This window comes from Cohnella panacarvi Gsoil 349 (assembly GCF_000515335.1).
Taxonomy (GTDB): Bacteria; Bacillota; Bacilli; order Paenibacillales; family Paenibacillaceae; genus Cohnella; species Cohnella panacarvi.
Genome location: NZ_KI911563.1, coordinates 1,791,236 through 1,809,791 on the forward strand (window position 1 = coordinate 1,791,236; position 18,556 = coordinate 1,809,791).

An 18,556-nucleotide genomic window follows, 5' to 3' on the forward strand; every position below is an offset into this window, starting at 1 on the left:
AATTCGTCCGGGATTCGTCATCTCCTTTTGTCGACAAAAAATATCAATCTACATATTTTTGTTTATTTGTAAAACTCATTTCCAGTAATATTGAAAGTGAGAATCGACAATTTTTTCGACCGGGGGGTCCATCATGTTTAAGCGCGGATTCAGTTTCAGGGGCAAGCTGATCTTCTCGTTCATCCTGATCTGTTTGCTTCCGGTCGTCGTCGTGCAGCTGATCTCCTATTACATTTCGAGCGAGGCGATGAAAGATAAGATCAACATCCTCGTTCGCGCGAGTTTGTTGCAAACCTCCAAAAACCTGGATACCTCTCTGCTTGCGTATGAGGATATCGTGAGGCAAATCATTACGAACGACGATCTGGTCGAGACGATTAACGCCATTAACGAGAGTAATGATGCCATGGAAATCTCCAGGAGAAGACTCATCAATATCTTGTCCGGCTATGCCAATGCGAAAAATGGCATACGGAGCGTTACAATCTTCACCGAGAACGGAATGGTCATTAGTTATGATCGGCAGACGGGATCGCCCTATTACTATAATCAATGGTCGAATGTTCAAGATCCAACGACATTGCCCCTCTATCAAGAAGCGCTGAGGCACACCGGCACGATCATCAGTGAGCCCGAGAAAATCGACACCGTAAATAACAAGGAGCAGTTCGGCTTTCATCTCGCGAGAAAGATCATCGACTATACCCGATTGAGTCTTAAAGGCATCGGCGTCGTTACGATAACGGCCTATGAATCCGTACTGGCGGAAGCCATCAACCTGTCCGACGAGGGCACGCAGGCTCCCTCCCCCTTTCCTAACCTTGCTTTCTTGGTAAATAGTAAGGGCATCATCGTCTCATCTCCTGATAAACAGATGATCGGGAAGCGAATCTCGGATGTTATCGGCGCCTCCATGATCATCAACAAATATGTCAATCCAAAGAGCGGATGGGAAATTTATAATCTGATCGATCAACGCGAGCTGTTCAAAGAGATGTTCGCCATGAGACGATTGACCTTCTGGACAGGCGCGCTCGCAATTGCCGTCTCCAGCCTTCTTATCTTCGTGATCTCAGAACGATTGTCCGCCTCGATCCGCAATATTGTCCGCGCTATGAAGGTCGCCCAGAACGGGGTCCTGAACGTGCATGTAGAAAACCATCGTACCCGAGACGAGATTTCCCATATCGCGATCAGCTTCAACAAAATGATGACGCGAATCAACGACCTGATGGCCGAAATTCTGAACGCGACGGAAAAACAAAAAAACGCGGAAATTCGCGCGCTCGAGGCGCAAATCAATCCGCATTTCCTGTATAACACGCTGGACTCCATCAACTGGCTCGCCATTGAGAAAGAAGAGCATCAGATCAGCCATATGCTGAAAGGATTGGCGCAAATCCTGCGGTACAGCATCAAGGATAGCAACAAACTGGTCACCGTGGCAGAAGAGCTGGCGTGGGTGGACCGCTACATCTATCTGCAGCAATTCCGTTTCCGTTCTTCCTTTTCGTGTCAGGTTCAATGCGATGATGAGCTTCTCGCGTGCAGAATACCGAAATTGCTGATTCAGCCGATCATCGAGAACGCGATCTTGCATGGGTTTGCAGGGCGTAAACAGGGCGGACTGCTTCGGATCGCGATCGAACGCGCGAAGGAACGCATGCTCCGGATCGAGGTCCGGGATAACGGGAAAGGCATGAATGAGCATACAAGGTCATCGATCTTCAACAATCCATCGGGAATAGGTCTATCGAACGTGATCGATCGGATTGAGATTTACTACAAACACCAAGCTAAGCTCGAACTCGACAGCAAGCCGGGCGTAGGGACCGCGGTACGACTGCTGATCCCGCTATCAACCGGAACCGAGGAGGAAGAAGGATGAGAATCGCGGTCGTGGAAGACGAACAGAACACGCTCGAGGGAATTATCCGGCTGATCGCCAAATTGGATGATCGCTATCAGGTCGTCGGCAAGGCCGAGAACGGTCAAGACGGATATACCCTCATCCGAGAGCTTAGACCGGACTTGGTAATTACGGATATTATGATGCCGATCTTATCCGGGATCGACATGCTGAACCGGTTGCACGCCGAAGGCTGCCTGCACAAGGCGGTCGTGCTCACGGGGTATTCGGAATTCGAGTACGCTAAAAAGGCACTCCAGCTGGGAGTGAGGGACTATCTGGAGAAGCCGATTACAAGCGACGATCTGAAGGCGGTTCTAGAGAAAATCGATCACGAGCTCATATGCGAACGATTGGGAGGACTGCCCCACTTCCCGCCGGTCGCGCAGACCGAGCACCTGATTCGGCAAACCGTTCTGCGCGAGGACCTTGACCCTGCCCTTCTCTCCTCTCATATGGTCCACGCTAACGGATTTCTGCCGGACAGGGCGGTACAATTGCTCCAGTTTTATTCTAGGAACGACTTCATACAAATGGAACAAATCATCAAGGACAAGGAGCCGGCAATCCTGGTATCCGGTTCCAAATTCGTCTTTGCGCTGCCGTCAGATCATTCCATTCATCTGCTCTTGCAGACGGAATCGGATGAGCTTGACCTCGATGGAATTGCAGTCCATATACTGAACAACGAGATGGCCAGGATACCTTCCGTAGTCGCGAGCCGGACCCAGATCGCGAATCTCTCGGGTTTGAAAAACGGGTTGTCCCAATTGAAGCGATTGAGACGTTGGTCCATCTCGAATATACAGTCTACAACGATGAATCAGGAAGCCGTATCTAAGGCGGGCATCCGGCAGCTTCAGTACCCTGAGCATCTTGATAACCGGATGGTGCTTGCCGTCGCGGCATCGAGCGAAGAGGAGATTCTTCGGGTATTAGCCGACTGGGTGGCGTTCCTATTGGAGAGATGTTATCCGCCGCATCAAATTATCGATGCGACGATACGCCTTGTTTCCGGTCTCCTCGGACAGTACGCGGCGAATCCGGATCATGATCTTGCCGTCTCCGATCAACCTGACTGGTTGCAGGCGATCCGAAATGCGCAGACCAAATACGAATTCATCGAAGCGGTTAACCTCGGTGCCAGCAGCGTACGCACGATCAAGGTACAGCGCAATAAGGCGTATAGCCTCGCCGTGTTGAAAGCGCTTCAATTGATTCACGCCGGCTACCAAGAAGGAATTCACCTGGAGGAAATCGCGGACAGGCTGCATATTACGCCCGAGTACTTAAGTTCACTGTTCACGAAGGAAGTAGGTCAAACCTACTCGTCCTATATGAAAGAATACCGGATTCAGAAGGCGAAAGAACTGTTGAGTCGATCCGGAATGAAAACGTTCGAAATCGCCCAGTCGGTCGGATACCCGGACGCGAAATATTTCTCGCGCGTCTTTCGGGAAGCATCGGGACTTTCACCGGGTGAATACCGTCGATTACATCCGGGGAAATGATTCAATTCACATTATTATTGTCCACCATTATTAGTTATTTCAAATTTTCGAAACGCTTTCATCAGCCTACAATTAAACATGTAAGCAATCATTAATAACGAGGGGGATAACGCAATGAGAAGATTCAGGCTTTGGACTTTAGCTGCAACATTGGTTTTTGCAATCGCTCTCACGGGTTGCGGGAATAACAGCTCCGAGAATACTTCCAAGGAATCCGACAATGCGAGCGCAACGCAAGTGGAAAAAGCTGCGGTCGAGAAGAAAAAGCTGACGCTATGGTTCTATTTTGAAGGCAAGGAACGATTCGACAAGCTCAAAACGTTAACCGACGGTTTTACCGCGCAAAATCCGAATGTGGAAATAGAGCCGGTGTACGTTCCTTTTGCGGACCTTAAGAAGCGGCTGTCAGTCGGACTTGCCGCCGAGGATCTTCCCGATCTCGTCATTATCGACAATCCCGATCATGCGGCATACGCAGCAATGGGTTTGTTCGCGGATATCACGGATGAAGTCAGCACTTGGACGGATAAAGATCAGTTTTACGAAGGGCCTTGGAGTTCTACAATATATGACGGCAAGCAATACGGCGTACCGCTCGGCAGCAACAACCTTGCGCTCTACTATAACGAGCAGATGCTCGCCGATGCAGGAGTGACGCCTCCTCAGACTTGGGACGAGTTGCGGGAAGCCGCCAAGAAATTAACGAAGAACGGGGTTACCGGTCTCGGCATCAGCGCGCCTGCGAATGAGGAAGGAACCTTCCAGTTCCTGCCTTGGTTGCTATCGGCAGGCGCGAATTATGACCAACTCGGGTCGCCAGAAGGGATTAAGGCGTTCAGCGTACTGGCGGATCTGATCAAAGACGGTTCCATGAGCAAAGAAATCATCAACTGGACGCAATCGGACGTGTTGAAACAATTTTCTACAGGCAAAGTCGCCATGATGGTCAATGGACCTTGGCAGCTTCCTGAACTGGCATCGACGGTACCGGACCTGAAATTCGGACTTACTTTCGTTCCGAAGGACAAAGCGTTCTCCTCTGTGCTTGGCGGAGAGAACCTGGGCGTCGTGAAGGGCGATCATGTGAAGGAAGCCACGGCTTTTGTGAAATACGTGGTATCGCCAGAGGTCATCAAGCCTTTCCTGCAAAGCTTCGGATATTTCCCGCCTCGCAAAGACGTTGCAGCGGATCCATACTGGACGGAGAATCCGCAACTCAAGGTTTTTGCCGAGAATATGGAATACGCCATGCCACGGGGTCCGCACCCCAAATGGCCTGAAATTTCCAACGTTATCTCGCAGGCGATGTCCAAAGCGTTCACCTTGCATAGCACGCCGGAGGAAGCCGCGAAGGATGCGCAAAGTAAAATCGACGCCATACTGAAATAGGACACAGACGGAGTACATGATGCACGTCGTCATGTACTCCGATTTTCATCTAGGAGGTGGCCTTTATGGGCAAATCGAAAGAAAGGATTGCGGGTTATCTCTTCGTCCTTCCGGCTCTGATATATATGCTATTTTTTGTTGGTTATCCCGTTATCGACAATATCCGGTTAAGTCTCATCGACGTCAATGTCATGAATTTCTCGTCTGGCGATCATCCGTTCGTAGGCTTAGAAAATTATAAAATCCTGCAGCGGGAAGGAATTCTGGCCACCACATTAACCAATACGATCGTCTATACGATCGGATGCATCATTATCCAGTTTATTTGCGGACTCGGCTTCGCGATGCTATTCTCGATCCCCTTTCGGATGGCAGCAAGGCTGCGTGGCCTCGTCATGATCAGTTGGCTATTGCCGGCGACGATCACGGCGATGGTGTTCAAATACATGTTCAGTGCCGATGGCATCGTGAATGAACTGCTTATGCAGGTTGGATTGATTCCGGATCCGATCAAATGGCTCGTTGAACCCGTCACGGCCATGCTGGTCCTAGTCGTGGCGAACACGTGGATTGGCATTCCCTTCAATATGATTTTGATTACGTCCGGGCTGACGACGATCCCCAAAGATCTATATGAAAGCGCGGCGATTGACGGAGCGAACACAATGAAGCGGTTTTTCAAGATCACGCTCCCGCTGCTCAAGCCTACGATCCTATCGCTACTGGTTCTTGGCTTCATTTATACGTTCCGCGTCTTCGATCTTGTATTAATTACGACGCATGGCGGTCCGGTTGATGCAACGCAAATGATGTCGACATACGCTTATAAGCTCTCGTTCGATGAATTTAAATACAGTCAGGGCGCTGCGCTATCGAATGTCATGCTTCTTGTACTTCTGGTTGTCGGTTTCGTCTATATGCGCCTGGTGAACAGGGAGGAGAAAGCATGAGCATTGCCGTGTCATCCATTCACCGATCGCGGAGACTCCGTAGAAACGCGATTCCCCTCCTGAGTATCCTTCTGGTAGCGGTATTCCTGTTTCCTCTTTACTGGTTGGCGGTTACTTCATTCAAGACGGAAAGCGAAATATTCCGAACGCCGCCGACGTTGTTTCCGCATCAATTCGACGTCAAATCCTATACGGAACAGTTGACGAGTTCTAACTATAACATTATGCAAGGGTTCAGGAACAGCGCCTTGATCGCATTCGGCGCGCTGGCCATTTCAACGTTGCTAGCCATCCCTGCCTCATATGGACTTGCCCGGTTTTCGATTGCGGGCAAGCACCTCATGCTGCTGCTGTTTCTAGTTACCCAGATGCTTCCCGCTTCATTGATCCTTACGCCGCTGTTTATTTTGTACAAACAGTTCGGGCTACTGCATGCGCCTTTCTGGGCAACCATCCTTGCGAATGCAACGGCCGGCATTCCATTCACGATCGTCACCTTGCGGACCTATTTCATCACCTTGCCCAAAGAGCTGGAAGAATCGGCGAAAATCGACGGCTGCAATATTTTCACGACATTTTGGCGGATTATGCTTCCCATTGCCCTGCCAGGCGTCGTGGTCGCGATGGTGTTTTCCTTCCTGTTCGCATGGGGCGATTTGATCTATGGAATGACGTTCATCAGCAAAGAACATATGCGGCCGATTACAGCAGGCATCTATAACTTCCTCGGGTTCCAGAGAACGTCATGGAACCATTCGATGGCTTTCGGAATGGTCAGTATCTTACCCGTCGTATTCATCTTCATCTTCGTGCAAAAATTCATCGTCAGCGGTCTGACGAATGGCGCGGTAAAGGGGTAGCGGATGAGCGAATTGACGCAAGACCCATTGGTTTTTGTTGGCTCGTATGCATCTGCCGAGTGGGATAGTATCCATCTGTTACGCTTGGATCGCGGCAACGGCTCGCTTATCCGGATCGGCAAGGCTTCGGGAATCGCGAATCCGACCTTTCAGGCGATCGATGCTGCGCGCGGACTGTTGTTCGCCGTAAGCGAAACGGAGAGTGACGGAACTGTCGTCTCCTATCGTTACGACGGGGCATCAGGAACGATACGCGAGATTAACCGCCAACCGACTAACGGCGGGTTGCCGTGCCATCTTCAACTGCACCCATCGGGGAAATGGCTGCTCGTGGTAAATTACTTGAACGGTCGTGCCGTAAGCGTATATCCGCTTGATGCCGATGGCACGATAGGTACTCCCGCTTATCAGGTGAATCACGCCGGAGCAGGTACTCATCCGATCAGGCAAGACGGGCCGCATCCGCATTCGATCTTCCGGATCCCCGGGACAGACAACTATCTCGTACCGGATTTGGGGACGGACCTCGTCTATTCCTACGGGCTAGACACGATGACCGGCAAACTGAATGTATTGGCCGAGAATCTGATGTTTACGGGCGGCGGCCCACGTCATCTTGCCTTTCATCCTCGGTTGCCCATCGTCTACGTCATTCATGAGATGGGAGCGGCTGTCACCGTACACCACCTCGAAACGCGGACTGGCAAATTGTCTGAAGTCCAACGGCTATCCACTTTGCAGGGGCATCGAGCCGACACGTATCCAAGCAGCGAGATTTGCGCAGAGATTCTCGTGTCCGAGTCCGGTACGTATTTGTACGGATCCAATCGTCAGGCCGATACGATCGCTGTCTTCAAAATCGCATCTGACGGCAGTCTCGAGATGATCGGAAATGTCCATTCCGCTGGGAGAAAGCCGAGAAGCTTCACCTTGGTAAAGGGGAGCCGCTATCTGCTGGTCGCCAATCAAGACTCCGATCGGATCGTTGTCTTCGAAATTGGAAACGATGGCATTCCTTATCCGAACGGGCATTGTTATGAAGTAACCCGTCCTGCTTTCATCGGCGCTATCGTTGGACCATGATAGAAAAAAGCCGATCACGCGCGTATGTTTCGCATGATCGGCTTTTTGTATAGCACGAATCGGAGGTTTCGTTTCGCCAACGAGTCGCCGCAACGAAACCTCCGATTCAACTTCCTGCTCTATCTCTCCCCTCATCGCCTTCAATCGTTACATTCCTTCCATTGGACTACTCATCATATGCTAATGAACCAACCCGTCGTAACTTGCCGTATGGCCAAAAATAATTGGCTAGATGGCAAAAAAATTTATTGCTAAGCACATTAAGCCTTATAAATCATCCTATACTCTCCTGGAGGTAATTCGAAGATTTTCTTGAACGCCCTATGGAAGGAAATCACGTGTATATAGCCGACTTGCTCGGCGATCTGCTGGATGGGCAGATCGGTTTCCAGCAGCATCCGCTTCGCGTTGTCTAGCCGTACTTGGAGCAGATAGTCGATGAACTTCTCGCCGATCTCCTCTTTGAAGATCCAGCTCGCGGTTTTCGGACTTACGCCGAATAAGCTGCTGACTTGATTCAAAGATAGGTCCGGATCGGAGTAATGGAGATCAAGATAGGCTTTGATCTGAACGGCGATACTGTGATGGGACCTTTGGTTGTGATCTTGCTCGATTTCATGACCCAGGTTGCCCATCACGTTGACTAGCTCGCAACGAAGCTCCTCCATGGTCTCTACGGTATTCTCCAATTCGCGGATTCGGTCCGCGTATTCATCGTTCCATATGTCTTGAACTTCGGACGAAAGAGCATGCATCTCTTTATGCAACTGATGCACCAAGCTGCTGATGAAGCTCGCGATGACGCTTCTGGTGACGAGCATCTGTTCCATATTCTCGAAAATACGGTTCAGCTTGTCCATCCACTGCGGATCGTTCTTCCGGAATAGATGCGCCATCTCCGGCAACGGAAGAACCCAATTCAGCTTCTCGGAACCGATCTTCGTGCTGGCCGTCTTATTGTCGATAATCGAGTTCGTGCCGAATGCCGCCTTATAGGAGACGTTCATACCGGCATTCAGATAGGAATCCTCGATCTGGCTCATACAAGCGACCTTCTTGCCGATACCGGCCGACAACGTCAATTCGAGATGGGAATTGATCCAACTCCGGTATTCCTCGCAGATTCGCAGCGGAGTATCCGGTCCGCTGCCGCTTTGCAGATGAATAACCGCCGCGATCTGATAGGGGTGAACCCAAGCGTGCCACATATGGAGCCCGTGCTGCTCGACGAGCTCCCTTAAAGCGTTCTCTACGATGTATTTCAACAAGTACTGATCTCTTGCGACGAAGCGCTCCTTGAACTCGGCGTACCGGTCAATCTCGAACACGACCACCGCAAGACGATCATAGGCATACGGCTTCCCGTACGCCTTCATCTGCTTCTCCCATTCCGTCGCGCTCATCTTCTGATGTCCCATGAGAAGGTCGTAATACAGACTGCGTTGCCGTAGATATTCGCGTTCGCGATTCAAGTGCTCGTAGTCGACCGTCTTCTCCAGCAATTGATCGATCGCGCTCTCGATCAATTTCAATTCGTGCCCCGTCGACTTTACGCCAAGCTCGCTTCTTCTATTCGTATACTGGCTAATTTTCCCCATTATGATCTGGATCGGCTTATAGTTGAGATGAGTAAGAACCGTAAACCAGATTATCGCGAGCACGATAACCGCTATCCCGAATAAAGTCCATATGTTGGACAACGCCGAGAGTAAGCTATAACCCTTGGCGTCCGAATTCTCGGCGTAAAATTTCCAACCTGTATATTCGGATACGGCGAAGAGGGGCTTGTCCATAACCGATTCCTTAGCTTGGAACGGTTGGTTGTCGTCCCCGTGCAGAACGAGGGAATTTCGTTCTTGACCGTTAGACGGATTCATTCCGTTAAGTTCGTTCAATTCATTCAGCAAAGATTTGACGTTCACGTTCACGACGACCGCACCCTGCCGCGCGGAAGGATAGGGGTAGCTCTTAAGAATGGATACGACCTGTTCGTTCTTATCGGATTCGAATAGCTTGCTGCTTCTCGGATTCGTCCAAGAATCGATTCCCGTACCGTTGTAAGCGGAGAAGAAATAGTCCTTGTCCGCGAAATCCCGCCTGGTAAATCTCTTATGATCCGTCAGAAATTCGCCGTTGCCCTCGTTATAGAGGTAGATCGAATTGGCGAACGGGAATGTCGACGACAACTCGATAAGCTCTCTCTGAAGCACAAAGTAGTCATAGATCGTTCTGGGCGTATCGTTAAAGAACGATTGCAGCAATTCATTCTTGAACATCTGCTTCACGATATTGCGCTCGATTAACTGCAGGCTCGAATCGGTATATTGCACCCGCTGCTGAAGAATGGCTCTATTGGTGTCGATGTATTTGCTCTCCGAAGCACTGCTTAATATGGCGAAAAAAATAAAAATAAACGAAGAGACAATGACAAAGAAGATAGGGGCATAGGACAATATCATCCGGTAATACCAGTTCACCTTCATCCCAATTCAACCTCTCGCTCACTGATCGACGCGCTTATGTAAATCATTCGCCATGTGCGACAAAGCACCTTCAAGTTCCGGGCGAACTTGAAGGTGCCGCGATCGTTATTTTTTACTTCTTGTACTCCGCTTCATATGCCGCTCTCTTCTCATCCATTACGGCTTGGCCGCCGATCTTCATATAATCCTTGACTTCGGAATCGTAGACCGCATCGAATTTGCTAGGCGAGGCGGTTACGATCTTCACGAACATGTCTTCCTCTTGTTTCTTCTTCAGCGTCGTTCCGTATTTCACGTCCGATTCGATCGACCGGAGGATGCGAACTTTCGTCATGCTGTCTTTCGTTCCGGAATCGATGCTGGCGATCGTGAAATCCTTGAAGTTGGGATCGGAAGCGTTAGCCGCGATGTTCAGCATATTGTCTTCGTTGCTGACATATTTGCCGTTCAGAATCATGCAGTAGTCGGAGTAATTGTAAAGCAAATTTTTGGCCGCATCGTTATCTAGCGTTTTGGGAACGCCGTCTACGAGCTCGTAGGTTTCTCCTTCGGTACCGTTCTGCAATCTAATGATATTCTCCGGTTGAGACATCCAGTCCAGATACTTCACGACTTCTTCGGCACGCTTACTTGCTTTAGGTACCAAAAGGTAAATTCCGTTCGGGGTATACGCCGGCTTCGGCGTCTTTCCTTGTGCGTCCTTGAAAGGATCGATAATCGTAAACTTCGTATTCGGATCCTTCGCAATCGACTCGGCCAAATATCCTTGATAGATGGGTTCGTTAGTATTCGTAGATGCTGCGCCAACAAGTCCATTAACCATGTTTTTCTGGAATTGATTCGTATCCTTGCCTATGCTAAGCGGAAAGTCTTTATCGATTAGGCCCTCGTTGTACAATTGGTTCAGGAAGCGGAGGCCCTCTTTGTTGCCAGGCATCACCCAATCCGGATTGGCGTAGAAGTCTTGCTCGGTAATCTTATCCCATTCCCAGAAAGAATAGCGAAGCGGGCTTGTATGGAAGTAGTCCGTCTGTCCGCCGTATGGGATTGCTTTCGGTTTAGCCTTCTTGAATGCAACCAAAGTGTCGTAGAACTCTTCCGTTGTTGTTGGAACGGGAAGCTTCAATTCATCGAGCCAGTCCTGACGGATAATCGTAGAGATTTGCGCGCTAATGACGCGTTTGGCCACGATGGCATATTGTTTATCTTCGAATACGCCATAGCTGAGAACGTCGTCGTTCAATACTTTCTTAAGGTTCGTACCATATTTTTCAATAATAGGCCCCAGATCCGTTAATCCGCCGTCCTTGGAATACCTTTCAACCGTCGGGGTGTCGTAGGTGAAAACAAGATCAGGCGCTTGGTTGGCGGCCATTAACACATTGAGCTTATCGACTTCCTCGGAACGGGGAATGGTTACCCATTCGATCTTGATATTATTCGGATTTCCGAAGTTCTCTTGAATGTATTTCGTGAAGAAGTTGTTTGTAATGGGATCTGCTCCTGCAGGGGTATTATTCCGATCGAAGAGTTCGATCCTCAGCGTAACCGGATCTTTCTTGGGTTCTTCCTTAGGCGTATCCGACGACTTGTCGCTTGAGGTGGCCGCACTGGAAGACGAACTGTCTGCGGCATTGTTCTTCGAGCTGCTGCACCCCGCCATAATCGAAACTACGAACAATACGCATACGAGCAATAACAACCCTGGTTTTCTTGTCAATCTCAACCTCGTTCAGCTCCCTTATTAATTGTAAATGCCTGTTCATTCCCCTATAGCAAACCTTGTCGGACATCACTGCATGTGCAGTGTCTCTCGAGGTCGACTATCAACCTTTAACGGCGCCGATCGTCACCCCCGATATGAAGTAACGCTGAATGAACGGATATACGAGCAGGATCGGGAACGTCCCGAACATGATGGCTGCCGCTTTCAAGCTTTGCGGAACAGGAGCACCTGCGTTCTGGGCTTCCGCGATCGATAGATCGTTCGCTTGTCCGCTAATGACCAGGGCGTACAATTTAAGCTGGATGGGATACAGATTCTGGTCGGAAATGTAAATTAACGCATCCTGAAACCCGTTCCATCGTCCTACCGCATAGAACAAGCTGAGCGTCGCCAATGCGGGCAACGATAGAGGCAGAATGATGCTCCACAAGATGGTGAAGTGACCGGCTCCGTCTATGCGGGCCGACTCCTCCAGCTCGATCGGAATGTTCGTGAAGAACGATTTCATAATGATTAAGTAAAATGCGCTAATCGCCCCCGGCAGGACAAGCACCCACATCGTATCCAAGAGCTTCAACTCTTTCATCAGCAGATAGTCCGGAATAATCCCTCCGCCGAAGAACATCGTAATCACGATGACGACGAGGAAGAAATTTCTCCCCTTCATCTCCCGCTTCGTGAGCGGATAAGCCGCCAAGATGGTTATGAACATCGCAACGGCAGTGAATACGGCGACGAGCAGGATGCTAAACCCCAACGAACGAACCATAGCCGAATGCAGGAATACGGATTTATAGGCATCAAGGTTAAAGCCGACGGGCAGTAAAGTCACTTCCCCGCCCATGATCGCACCGTTCGAACTGAAGGATAGAGCCAACAGATGAATCATCGGGATAATGCAGAGGAAACAGAGAATTCCGATCACGACCATGATCGAGACGTTAACGGCTTTCGAATTGGCGGCATTGTTCATCGTATCCCTCCTCACCAGATCCCATGATCGTTCACTTTTCTCGAGATATAGTCGGCCGACAGCAGGAAGATCAACCCGATGACGGATTGGAACAAGCCGATGGCGGTCGCGATCGAGTATCGCGCGGACTGGATGCCGACGGTGTACACGTAGGTGCTTAACACCTCGGATACGTCGCTGACCCCGGGGTTGCCAAGTACGAACGGTCTGTCGAACCCGATGGAAGCCATGTACCCGATATTAAGGATAAGGAGGATAACGATCGTCTGCTTAATTCCCGGAAGCGTGATGTGCCAGATCTTCCTCATTCGCGAAGCACCGTCTACGTCGGCCGCTTCATACAAGTCTTTATTAATCCCGGTTAAAGCGGCCAAATACAGAATCGTCCCCCAACCGGCTTCTTTCCATATCCCCGTCCCGATATAAGTGATGACCCAATGCACCTTGTCGCTAAGGAAAGGGATGGATTCCCGGCCGAGCGAATTCAGGAATATGTTCACGCTGCCCGAGTTGGTAGCCAGAAGCTGCGTGGCCAAGCTGCCAACGATTACCCATGAGATAAAATGGGGCAAGTATAATAAAGTTTGCGCGCCTCTCTTGTACCACTTCACCCTGATCTCGTTGAGCAGAAGAGCGATAATGATCGGGATCGGAAATCCAACGGCCAGATCGAGGAAGTTTAACAGAAACGTGTTTCTGAGCGCATCCTTAAAGGCGTCCATCTGGAATATTTCGCGGAATGAATCCCACCCGATCCATTCGCTGGCCCATACGCCCCTAAAGATGTTGTAGTCCTTGAAAGCGATGACGATTCCGAACATCGGAACGTACTTGAATAGTAAGAAATACGCCATCGGTACGGAGACCATCAGGTACAGTTGCCAATGGTTAAGCATCTTTCTCGCGTTAAATCCGGACACTCGGTTAATCGGAACTCCCTCCTTGAACCCGTTCGCCTTCGACATCTACACTAAAATCTACCACTCCCGCTTTTCGTTGGAAATTGGCAATATTCCGGCGCTTAACATTCTCGGCAACGAACCGTTTTTCAGCCGCTTAACATCTTTCCAGACGCTAACGCTTTTCTTGGATCGCGAATTTGGGGACCTATGTACATGAAAAACGCCCTGCTTCCGATAGAAGCGGGCGCTCATGTTAAAGGACGATCAAATCAATACGGCTTGCCGGGCTTGCCATTGCTTCAGCATAACCAGCATCCGACCCATGACCTCTTGCTCGAATGCGGCTAGCTGATCCAACTCCGTTATGATTTTATCTAGCAGATGACTGTCTTTGTCTCGATCCTTCGAAGCGATGTATCTGATCTGCGTGCTTCTCATCACCATGCACGTTCGTGCCATTCGACTGAATGATTCGTGCAGGTACGTATATTCTTCCTCGTTCAAATAACCGTTGTCTCTCAAATATTGAACCCGCTCGACCATGCAGCTTTTATGCTCCACCAGCACATGCATCGGTCTAAAATCCGACCAGACTACGGGCAAGTTGTTCTTGATCGTATCGTAGACCTCTATACCGAATGCTAGATACGACAACTCATTCTGGAACATCCCGAATTTCTTGCTGCCGTTATCGGATTGCACGTATTCTTCCAGGCTCCGAATCACCTGATCGAGATTGAAGGCATAGTTGCCTTTGAACGGGCCGTCTTCTCTGTTCGCTTTCCGGAACAACAGAATCTGACTTCTCCAATCGTTAGGAGGCGCGTCGTCGATCTGTGCGTAGGCTTGTTCGAACACTTCGAAGCTGATCTCGGAAGCCTCGAACTTGCGATTCGTCCCCTTGAACCCGATAATGTGGAACACGCGCCTGTCCAAGTCGTAGCCGAAGATTAAGTTCTCGTGATCCCATTTTCTCATCCGATACGCCCAACGGTCTTCCATATAATACTCGTCTATGTGCAGAGCTGCATAATGCTCCTGGTCGATGCAGGCGATGAGGAATTTAATGATATCGCCGCAGGTGCTTGCCAGCAAATTCCTTGACGTACTCATGAACGTTAACCAGTTCGTATTCACGTAGTAATTCGAATCTTTGCGCGGCCCCATATAGAAGTCCAAAGGCAAATCGTAAGGCACCTTGTAGTCCTTCAGGCCGCAAAGTTGAATGTAGTTGCTGTAGTACCAGGGCAAATAATCTTCGTCGTCGGCCATGATCGACAGCGCGGTCGCATGCGAGGAGTAAGAGTAAATACGCGGCTTCGCCAAAGGCAGTATTTTGACGCTTGTCATGGGCAGATCGTCCCTCCACCGTTACATTTCTTCCATTCACTTCCTCATCATACTCTATCGGTTCGGGTTACCGTAACTAACCGTATGGCCGAATATCGCTAGCCATGCGGACAAAAAGAATTAGCTTTCAGGCATAGTGCAAAGCCCTCCTTGGTTAAGGAGGGCTTGAGACCGTTACTACTGCGTGAGAGCGATTCGAAACCCGAGGTCTTCTATCTTGAATGTCGGCATGCTTTTCCGCCGAACCGTGGAGCCGCAATTGTTCTCGACTTCGGCCCAACTGCCGCCCCGGAAAACCCTATAGTTCCCGTATCTCTCGACATCGTACAAATCCCAACACCATTCCCATACGTTGCCGATCATGTCGTACAGCCCCCACGGATTCGGAAGCAGTCTCCCCACCGGCCGAGCCTGGCCGTTGCTGTTGTCTCTATACCATGCGATCTTATCGATGGTTTCATACCGGTAGCCCTTAGTTCCCGCCTTGCACGCATACTGCCACTCGGCGTCCGTTAATAATCGAAAGCCGTTCGCTTTATCGTTATACAGGGTGTTCTCGCTTTCGCTTGCGATCGTATAGCACTCCGTCCTGCCGTGTCTTCTAGACAGTTCGTTACAGAAGACGATCGCGTCCTCCCACGAGACTTCCGTCATCGGCAGGTCCACTGCATCAGACGCAACGGATTGTTGATTCACGACGCTATGATACAACCGTTGCGTTACCGGAACCTTCATGACATAGAACGGTTCGATCGTTGCGTTCCATGTCACGACCTCCCGATCGCTGCCTCTACCCGGATCCGATAACGTGTAATCGGAGCTAAGCCATTTATTCTTATTCCTATAATCCCTTAATTCAACGGTCCCGCCTTCGACGGGCACCATCAAATCCATTACATCTTCTAAGTTCGGCATACAGACTCCTCTACCAAGCGGTTGAATCCATGCAATGTTGCTCCGCCAGTCTTCTTGCAGCTAAGGCTCGCCGTTACTTAGATCAGGTTAAGCTGCCACGAAACACCGTAACGGTCATTGATCCAACCGAATTTTCTGCTGAATCCGTAATTGCCCAAAGGCATCAGAGCTTGTCTATCCTCGATTAGTTTCTCGTAGAGCGCATCGATTTCTTCCTCGGTACTGCAAACCGCGTAGATGGAGATAGAAGGAGTGAAGGTAAATTGATGTTTGACGTTACTGTCGATGCACATGAATTCTTGCCCTTTTAACGTGAAGGTCGCTTGCATGACGGTCCCTTCATCTCCGGATTGATTCGCTCCATACCGAACGATGCTCGTAATCTCCGAATCTTCGATGAGCGACGTATACCAGTTCATCGCTTCTTCCGCCTTGCCGTCTTGAAACATTAAGAACGGTATTACTTTCTCCATCGTTATCCTTCCTCCTTAAGAGCTTCGATTTTTCGCGTCTTTTTGCCTCTCGCGATCTCGGTTTCGAGCGCGCTGAGCTTAGGCGCCCAGAAGGCGCGAAACCGGTCGAGCCAATCGTCGACTTCCCGCAGCAACTTGGCGTCCAATGAATAGATCCGACGCTGCTTATCGGCCTTCACGTTAGCGAATCCGTTATCCCTCAGCACCCGAAGATGCTGCGATACGGCAGCTTGGGTAATGCCGAACTCCCGTTGAATGATCTCGACAATATCGCCCGATCGTCTCTCGTTCTCGGCAAGCAGCTCCAGGATGCGACGTCGTACCGGATCGCCGAGAACGTCGAAGGCGTTCATGCGGTAGCCTCCGGTCCGCTGCCCGTGTAGAAGGCCGTGACTTGCTTCGCTGCCGCTTCGGCCCAAGATGGATCTTCCCCTGCAACGACAGCCGCGCGTCTCCAATCCTCGCTGCAATCCGCCATGAAAGACTTTCCTTCGCTGGAGGCGCCAAAGGCGTTCTCGTCAATGCGCTCCGCATGGCTGGACGACAGGTGATTCTCCAGTCCGACCAACCCTAAATCCCAGCCGACGCCGACCGCACCCGGCCCGAACTTCTTCCAATGATCGTCAAGCGGACAGATGTGGGACAACGTCAATCGGGACCGGTCTTCTCCTTCGGCAGCTATGCGCAGCTCGACCCAGCTTAGTCCGCCTCCGAATTCCCACGTCACGGAGAAATAATGCGGCGGCACGCATTCCGTAATTTCCCCGCCTGCGTTATTCTCGACTTGATACCTGCCTCCGAGCATTAATTCGCCGCTGACCGGCGCAAACCAACGAACAAGCCGCTCAGGATCGGTCAACGCATCCCATAGATCGTCCGGGGTCGTGTCGTAAGACCGTTCCAACGTAACGTTGCGAACAGGCTTCCCCTCCCGCTCGTGCTCCGACACCGTGCGGGTTACGGCTCCGAAGCAAGATTCCAGATTGATCACCGTTCATCCCCCTTCACATTATACAAGTTAAAACTTATATAAGTTAATTCTTGTATAAAGATTAGCTTGTATTTTCCCAAGTGTCAAGCTACAACAACCGGTCTCCCAACGGTGTTACGTAATTTCGCCAGGCTTCATGATTGAGTTCTCCATTGATCGCAGCCCCCGCTTTCGCTCCCGATGCGGCTGCGGCGATCGCTTGATGCATGAACGAAGACACGTCGCCTGCCGCGTATACGCCCGGAACGCTGGATTTGCCGAACTCATCGACTTCCATCACTCCCATGTCCGTTAGGCGGCAACCAAGCGTCCGAGGCAACTCCGTTCCCGGAACGAGCTCCGGCTTGAAGAAAATTCCCTCGCACGGAATTTCGGTTCCATCCTCAAGCTCAATGCGGGTCGCCATGCCTCCATTCGATACAATGGAGCGAATTGGCGCATCGTATAGCGGAATATGATGGCTTCGCAAATCCTCTCGTTCGGCCTCGCTCAATTCATCGGGCCCGTTCGTGCATACGACGAACCGATTCGTCCATCCCGACAACAAAGGAGCGAAATGCATGAGCGTCGCCCCCCTATTGATGACGACAAGCTTCTTATCCCTCAATTCCCAGCCATCGCAATAAGGACACACATACGCGCTCTTCCCGTACACCTCGGCTAGTCCCGGAATGCCAAGCTTCCGATCCTTCATGCCTACGGCGAAAAGCAGCTTTCTACTCGCAATCTTCGTCCCCGCTGCCGTCTCCAACAGGAAGTTGCCATCATCGCCCGTGATGGACGCAACGGTATCCTCCGACTGGGTAACCGACGGATAAGCGGTCAGCTGATCCTTCGCGATGCGCCGCAATTCGCTCGGACTGATGCCGTCTCGCGTCAGGAATCCGTGCGCCTCATGGGTCACAGCATTACGAGGACGCCCCTCGTCGATGACGATGACCTGCTTCTTTGCGCGTCCTAGCATTAGCGCTGCGCTCAACCCGGCGGGACCTCCCCCGATTATCGCTACATCCACGTTGTTCATGATCTATACCCTCCTCG

The 18,556-nt window shown here is 50.6% G+C and carries 16 protein-coding genes; 6 read left to right on the forward strand and 10 right to left on the reverse strand.

The window, feature by feature from the left end; translation table 11 throughout:
• The first annotated feature begins 133 nt into the window (after positions 1-133).
• The 6 genes from COHPA_RS0108685 to COHPA_RS23220 all read left to right on the forward strand — a co-directional run bounded on the left by COHPA_RS0108685 (position 134) and on the right by COHPA_RS23220 (position 7,702).
• A complete protein-coding gene (locus tag COHPA_RS0108685) occupies positions 134-1,888 on the forward strand; it encodes a cache domain-containing sensor histidine kinase (RefSeq protein ID WP_027085788.1) in 1,755 nt (584 codons plus the stop codon).
• Positions 1,885-3,420: a response regulator gene (locus COHPA_RS0108690; protein WP_027085789.1), complete on the forward strand. Its 1,536-nt coding sequence runs from the start codon at positions 1,885-1,887 to the stop codon at positions 3,418-3,420. The genes COHPA_RS0108685 and COHPA_RS0108690 overlap by 4 nt, the downstream gene beginning before the upstream one ends.
• Before the next feature lie 114 nt (positions 3,421-3,534).
• Positions 3,535-4,809, forward strand: coding sequence for an ABC transporter substrate-binding protein (locus tag COHPA_RS0108695; RefSeq protein ID WP_027085790.1), 1,275 nt, complete (start codon positions 3,535-3,537; stop codon positions 4,807-4,809).
• A 65-nt stretch (positions 4,810-4,874) separates the two neighbouring features.
• Positions 4,875-5,759: a carbohydrate ABC transporter permease gene (locus COHPA_RS0108700; RefSeq protein ID WP_027085791.1), complete on the forward strand. Its 885-nt coding sequence runs from the start codon at positions 4,875-4,877 to the stop codon at positions 5,757-5,759.
• On the forward strand, positions 5,756-6,619 hold the full coding sequence (locus tag COHPA_RS0108705; protein WP_027085792.1) for a carbohydrate ABC transporter permease: 864 nt from the start codon (positions 5,756-5,758) through the stop codon (positions 6,617-6,619). The genes COHPA_RS0108700 and COHPA_RS0108705 overlap by 4 nt, the downstream gene beginning before the upstream one ends.
• A gap of 3 nt (positions 6,620-6,622) precedes the next feature.
• Positions 6,623-7,702, forward strand: coding sequence for a lactonase family protein (locus COHPA_RS23220; RefSeq protein ID WP_027085793.1), 1,080 nt, complete (start codon positions 6,623-6,625; stop codon positions 7,700-7,702).
• A 260-nt stretch (positions 7,703-7,962) separates the two neighbouring features.
• Here the strand turns inward: COHPA_RS23220 and COHPA_RS0108715 are convergent, their stop codons facing one another.
• The 10 genes from COHPA_RS0108715 to COHPA_RS0108760 form a co-directional block, all read right to left on the reverse strand.
• Entirely contained in the window at positions 7,963-10,185 is a 2,223-nt protein-coding gene (locus COHPA_RS0108715; RefSeq protein ID WP_027085794.1) for a helix-turn-helix domain-containing protein, read from the reverse strand.
• Positions 10,186-10,297: 112 nt separating this feature from the next.
• Positions 10,298-11,905 carry an extracellular solute-binding protein gene (locus tag COHPA_RS0108720; protein ID WP_245590293.1) on the reverse strand — a complete coding sequence of 536 codons (1,608 nt, stop codon included), beginning with the start codon at positions 11,903-11,905 and terminating at the stop codon, positions 10,298-10,300.
• A 106-nt stretch (positions 11,906-12,011) separates the two neighbouring features.
• Complete coding sequence (locus tag COHPA_RS0108725) at positions 12,012-12,884, reverse strand: carbohydrate ABC transporter permease (protein WP_027085796.1); 873 nt, start codon at positions 12,882-12,884, stop codon at positions 12,012-12,014.
• Positions 12,885-12,895: 11 nt separating this feature from the next.
• Positions 12,896-13,780: an ABC transporter permease gene (locus COHPA_RS0108730; protein WP_245590335.1), complete on the reverse strand. Its 885-nt coding sequence runs from the start codon at positions 13,778-13,780 to the stop codon at positions 12,896-12,898.
• A 270-nt stretch (positions 13,781-14,050) separates the two neighbouring features.
• The gene (locus tag COHPA_RS0108735; RefSeq protein ID WP_027085798.1) at positions 14,051-15,136 is read right to left on the reverse strand and encodes a hypothetical protein; all 1,086 of its coding nucleotides are present in this window, start codon (positions 15,134-15,136) and stop codon (positions 14,051-14,053) included.
• 177 nt (positions 15,137-15,313) lie between these two features.
• Positions 15,314-16,051, reverse strand: a complete 738-nt coding sequence (locus COHPA_RS0108740) for a formylglycine-generating enzyme family protein (protein WP_027085799.1) — start codon at positions 16,049-16,051, stop codon at positions 15,314-15,316.
• A gap of 77 nt (positions 16,052-16,128) precedes the next feature.
• On the reverse strand, positions 16,129-16,524 hold the full coding sequence (locus tag COHPA_RS0108745) for a VOC family protein (protein ID WP_027085800.1): 396 nt from the start codon (positions 16,522-16,524) through the stop codon (positions 16,129-16,131).
• Between the two features lie 2 nt (positions 16,525-16,526).
• Positions 16,527-16,877, reverse strand: coding sequence for an ArsR/SmtB family transcription factor (locus tag COHPA_RS0108750; RefSeq protein ID WP_027085801.1), 351 nt, complete (start codon positions 16,875-16,877; stop codon positions 16,527-16,529).
• Positions 16,874-17,515, reverse strand: coding sequence for an SRPBCC family protein (locus COHPA_RS0108755; protein WP_027085802.1), 642 nt, complete (start codon positions 17,513-17,515; stop codon positions 16,874-16,876). Before COHPA_RS0108755 ends, COHPA_RS0108750 begins: the two co-directional genes overlap by 4 nt.
• A gap of 88 nt (positions 17,516-17,603) precedes the next feature.
• Positions 17,604-18,539 (reverse strand): NAD(P)/FAD-dependent oxidoreductase, encoded by a 936-nt coding sequence (locus tag COHPA_RS0108760; protein ID WP_027085803.1) that lies wholly within the window; start codon positions 18,537-18,539, stop codon positions 17,604-17,606.
• Positions 18,540-18,556 lie beyond the last annotated feature (17 nt).

Coding starts and splice junctions, on each gene's coding strand:
- COHPA_RS0108735 (WP_027085798.1), bottom strand. CDS start 15,136: ATGACAAGCGTCAAAATACTGCCTTTGGCGAAGCCGCGTATTTACTCT.
- COHPA_RS0108725 (WP_027085796.1), bottom strand. CDS start 12,884: ATGAACAATGCCGCCAATTCGAAAGCCGTTAACGTCTCGATCATGGTC.
- COHPA_RS0108745 (WP_027085800.1), bottom strand. CDS start 16,524: ATGGAGAAAGTAATACCGTTCTTAATGTTTCAAGACGGCAAGGCGGAA.
- COHPA_RS0108760 (WP_027085803.1), bottom strand. CDS start 18,539: ATGAACAACGTGGATGTAGCGATAATCGGGGGAGGTCCCGCCGGGTTG.
- COHPA_RS23220 (WP_027085793.1), top strand. CDS start 6,623: ATGAGCGAATTGACGCAAGACCCATTGGTTTTTGTTGGCTCGTATGCA.
- COHPA_RS0108685 (WP_027085788.1), top strand. CDS start 134: ATGTTTAAGCGCGGATTCAGTTTCAGGGGCAAGCTGATCTTCTCGTTC.
- COHPA_RS0108695 (WP_027085790.1), top strand. CDS start 3,535: ATGAGAAGATTCAGGCTTTGGACTTTAGCTGCAACATTGGTTTTTGCA.
- COHPA_RS0108690 (WP_027085789.1), top strand. CDS start 1,885: ATGAGAATCGCGGTCGTGGAAGACGAACAGAACACGCTCGAGGGAATT.
- COHPA_RS0108740 (WP_027085799.1), bottom strand. CDS start 16,051: ATGCCGAACTTAGAAGATGTAATGGATTTGATGGTGCCCGTCGAAGGC.
- COHPA_RS0108700 (WP_027085791.1), top strand. CDS start 4,875: ATGGGCAAATCGAAAGAAAGGATTGCGGGTTATCTCTTCGTCCTTCCG.
- COHPA_RS0108750 (WP_027085801.1), bottom strand. CDS start 16,877: ATGAACGCCTTCGACGTTCTCGGCGATCCGGTACGACGTCGCATCCTG.
- COHPA_RS0108730 (WP_245590335.1), bottom strand. CDS start 13,780: ATGCTTAACCATTGGCAACTGTACCTGATGGTCTCCGTACCGATGGCG.
- COHPA_RS0108705 (WP_027085792.1), top strand. CDS start 5,756: ATGAGCATTGCCGTGTCATCCATTCACCGATCGCGGAGACTCCGTAGA.
- COHPA_RS0108715 (WP_027085794.1), bottom strand. CDS start 10,185: ATGAAGGTGAACTGGTATTACCGGATGATATTGTCCTATGCCCCTATC.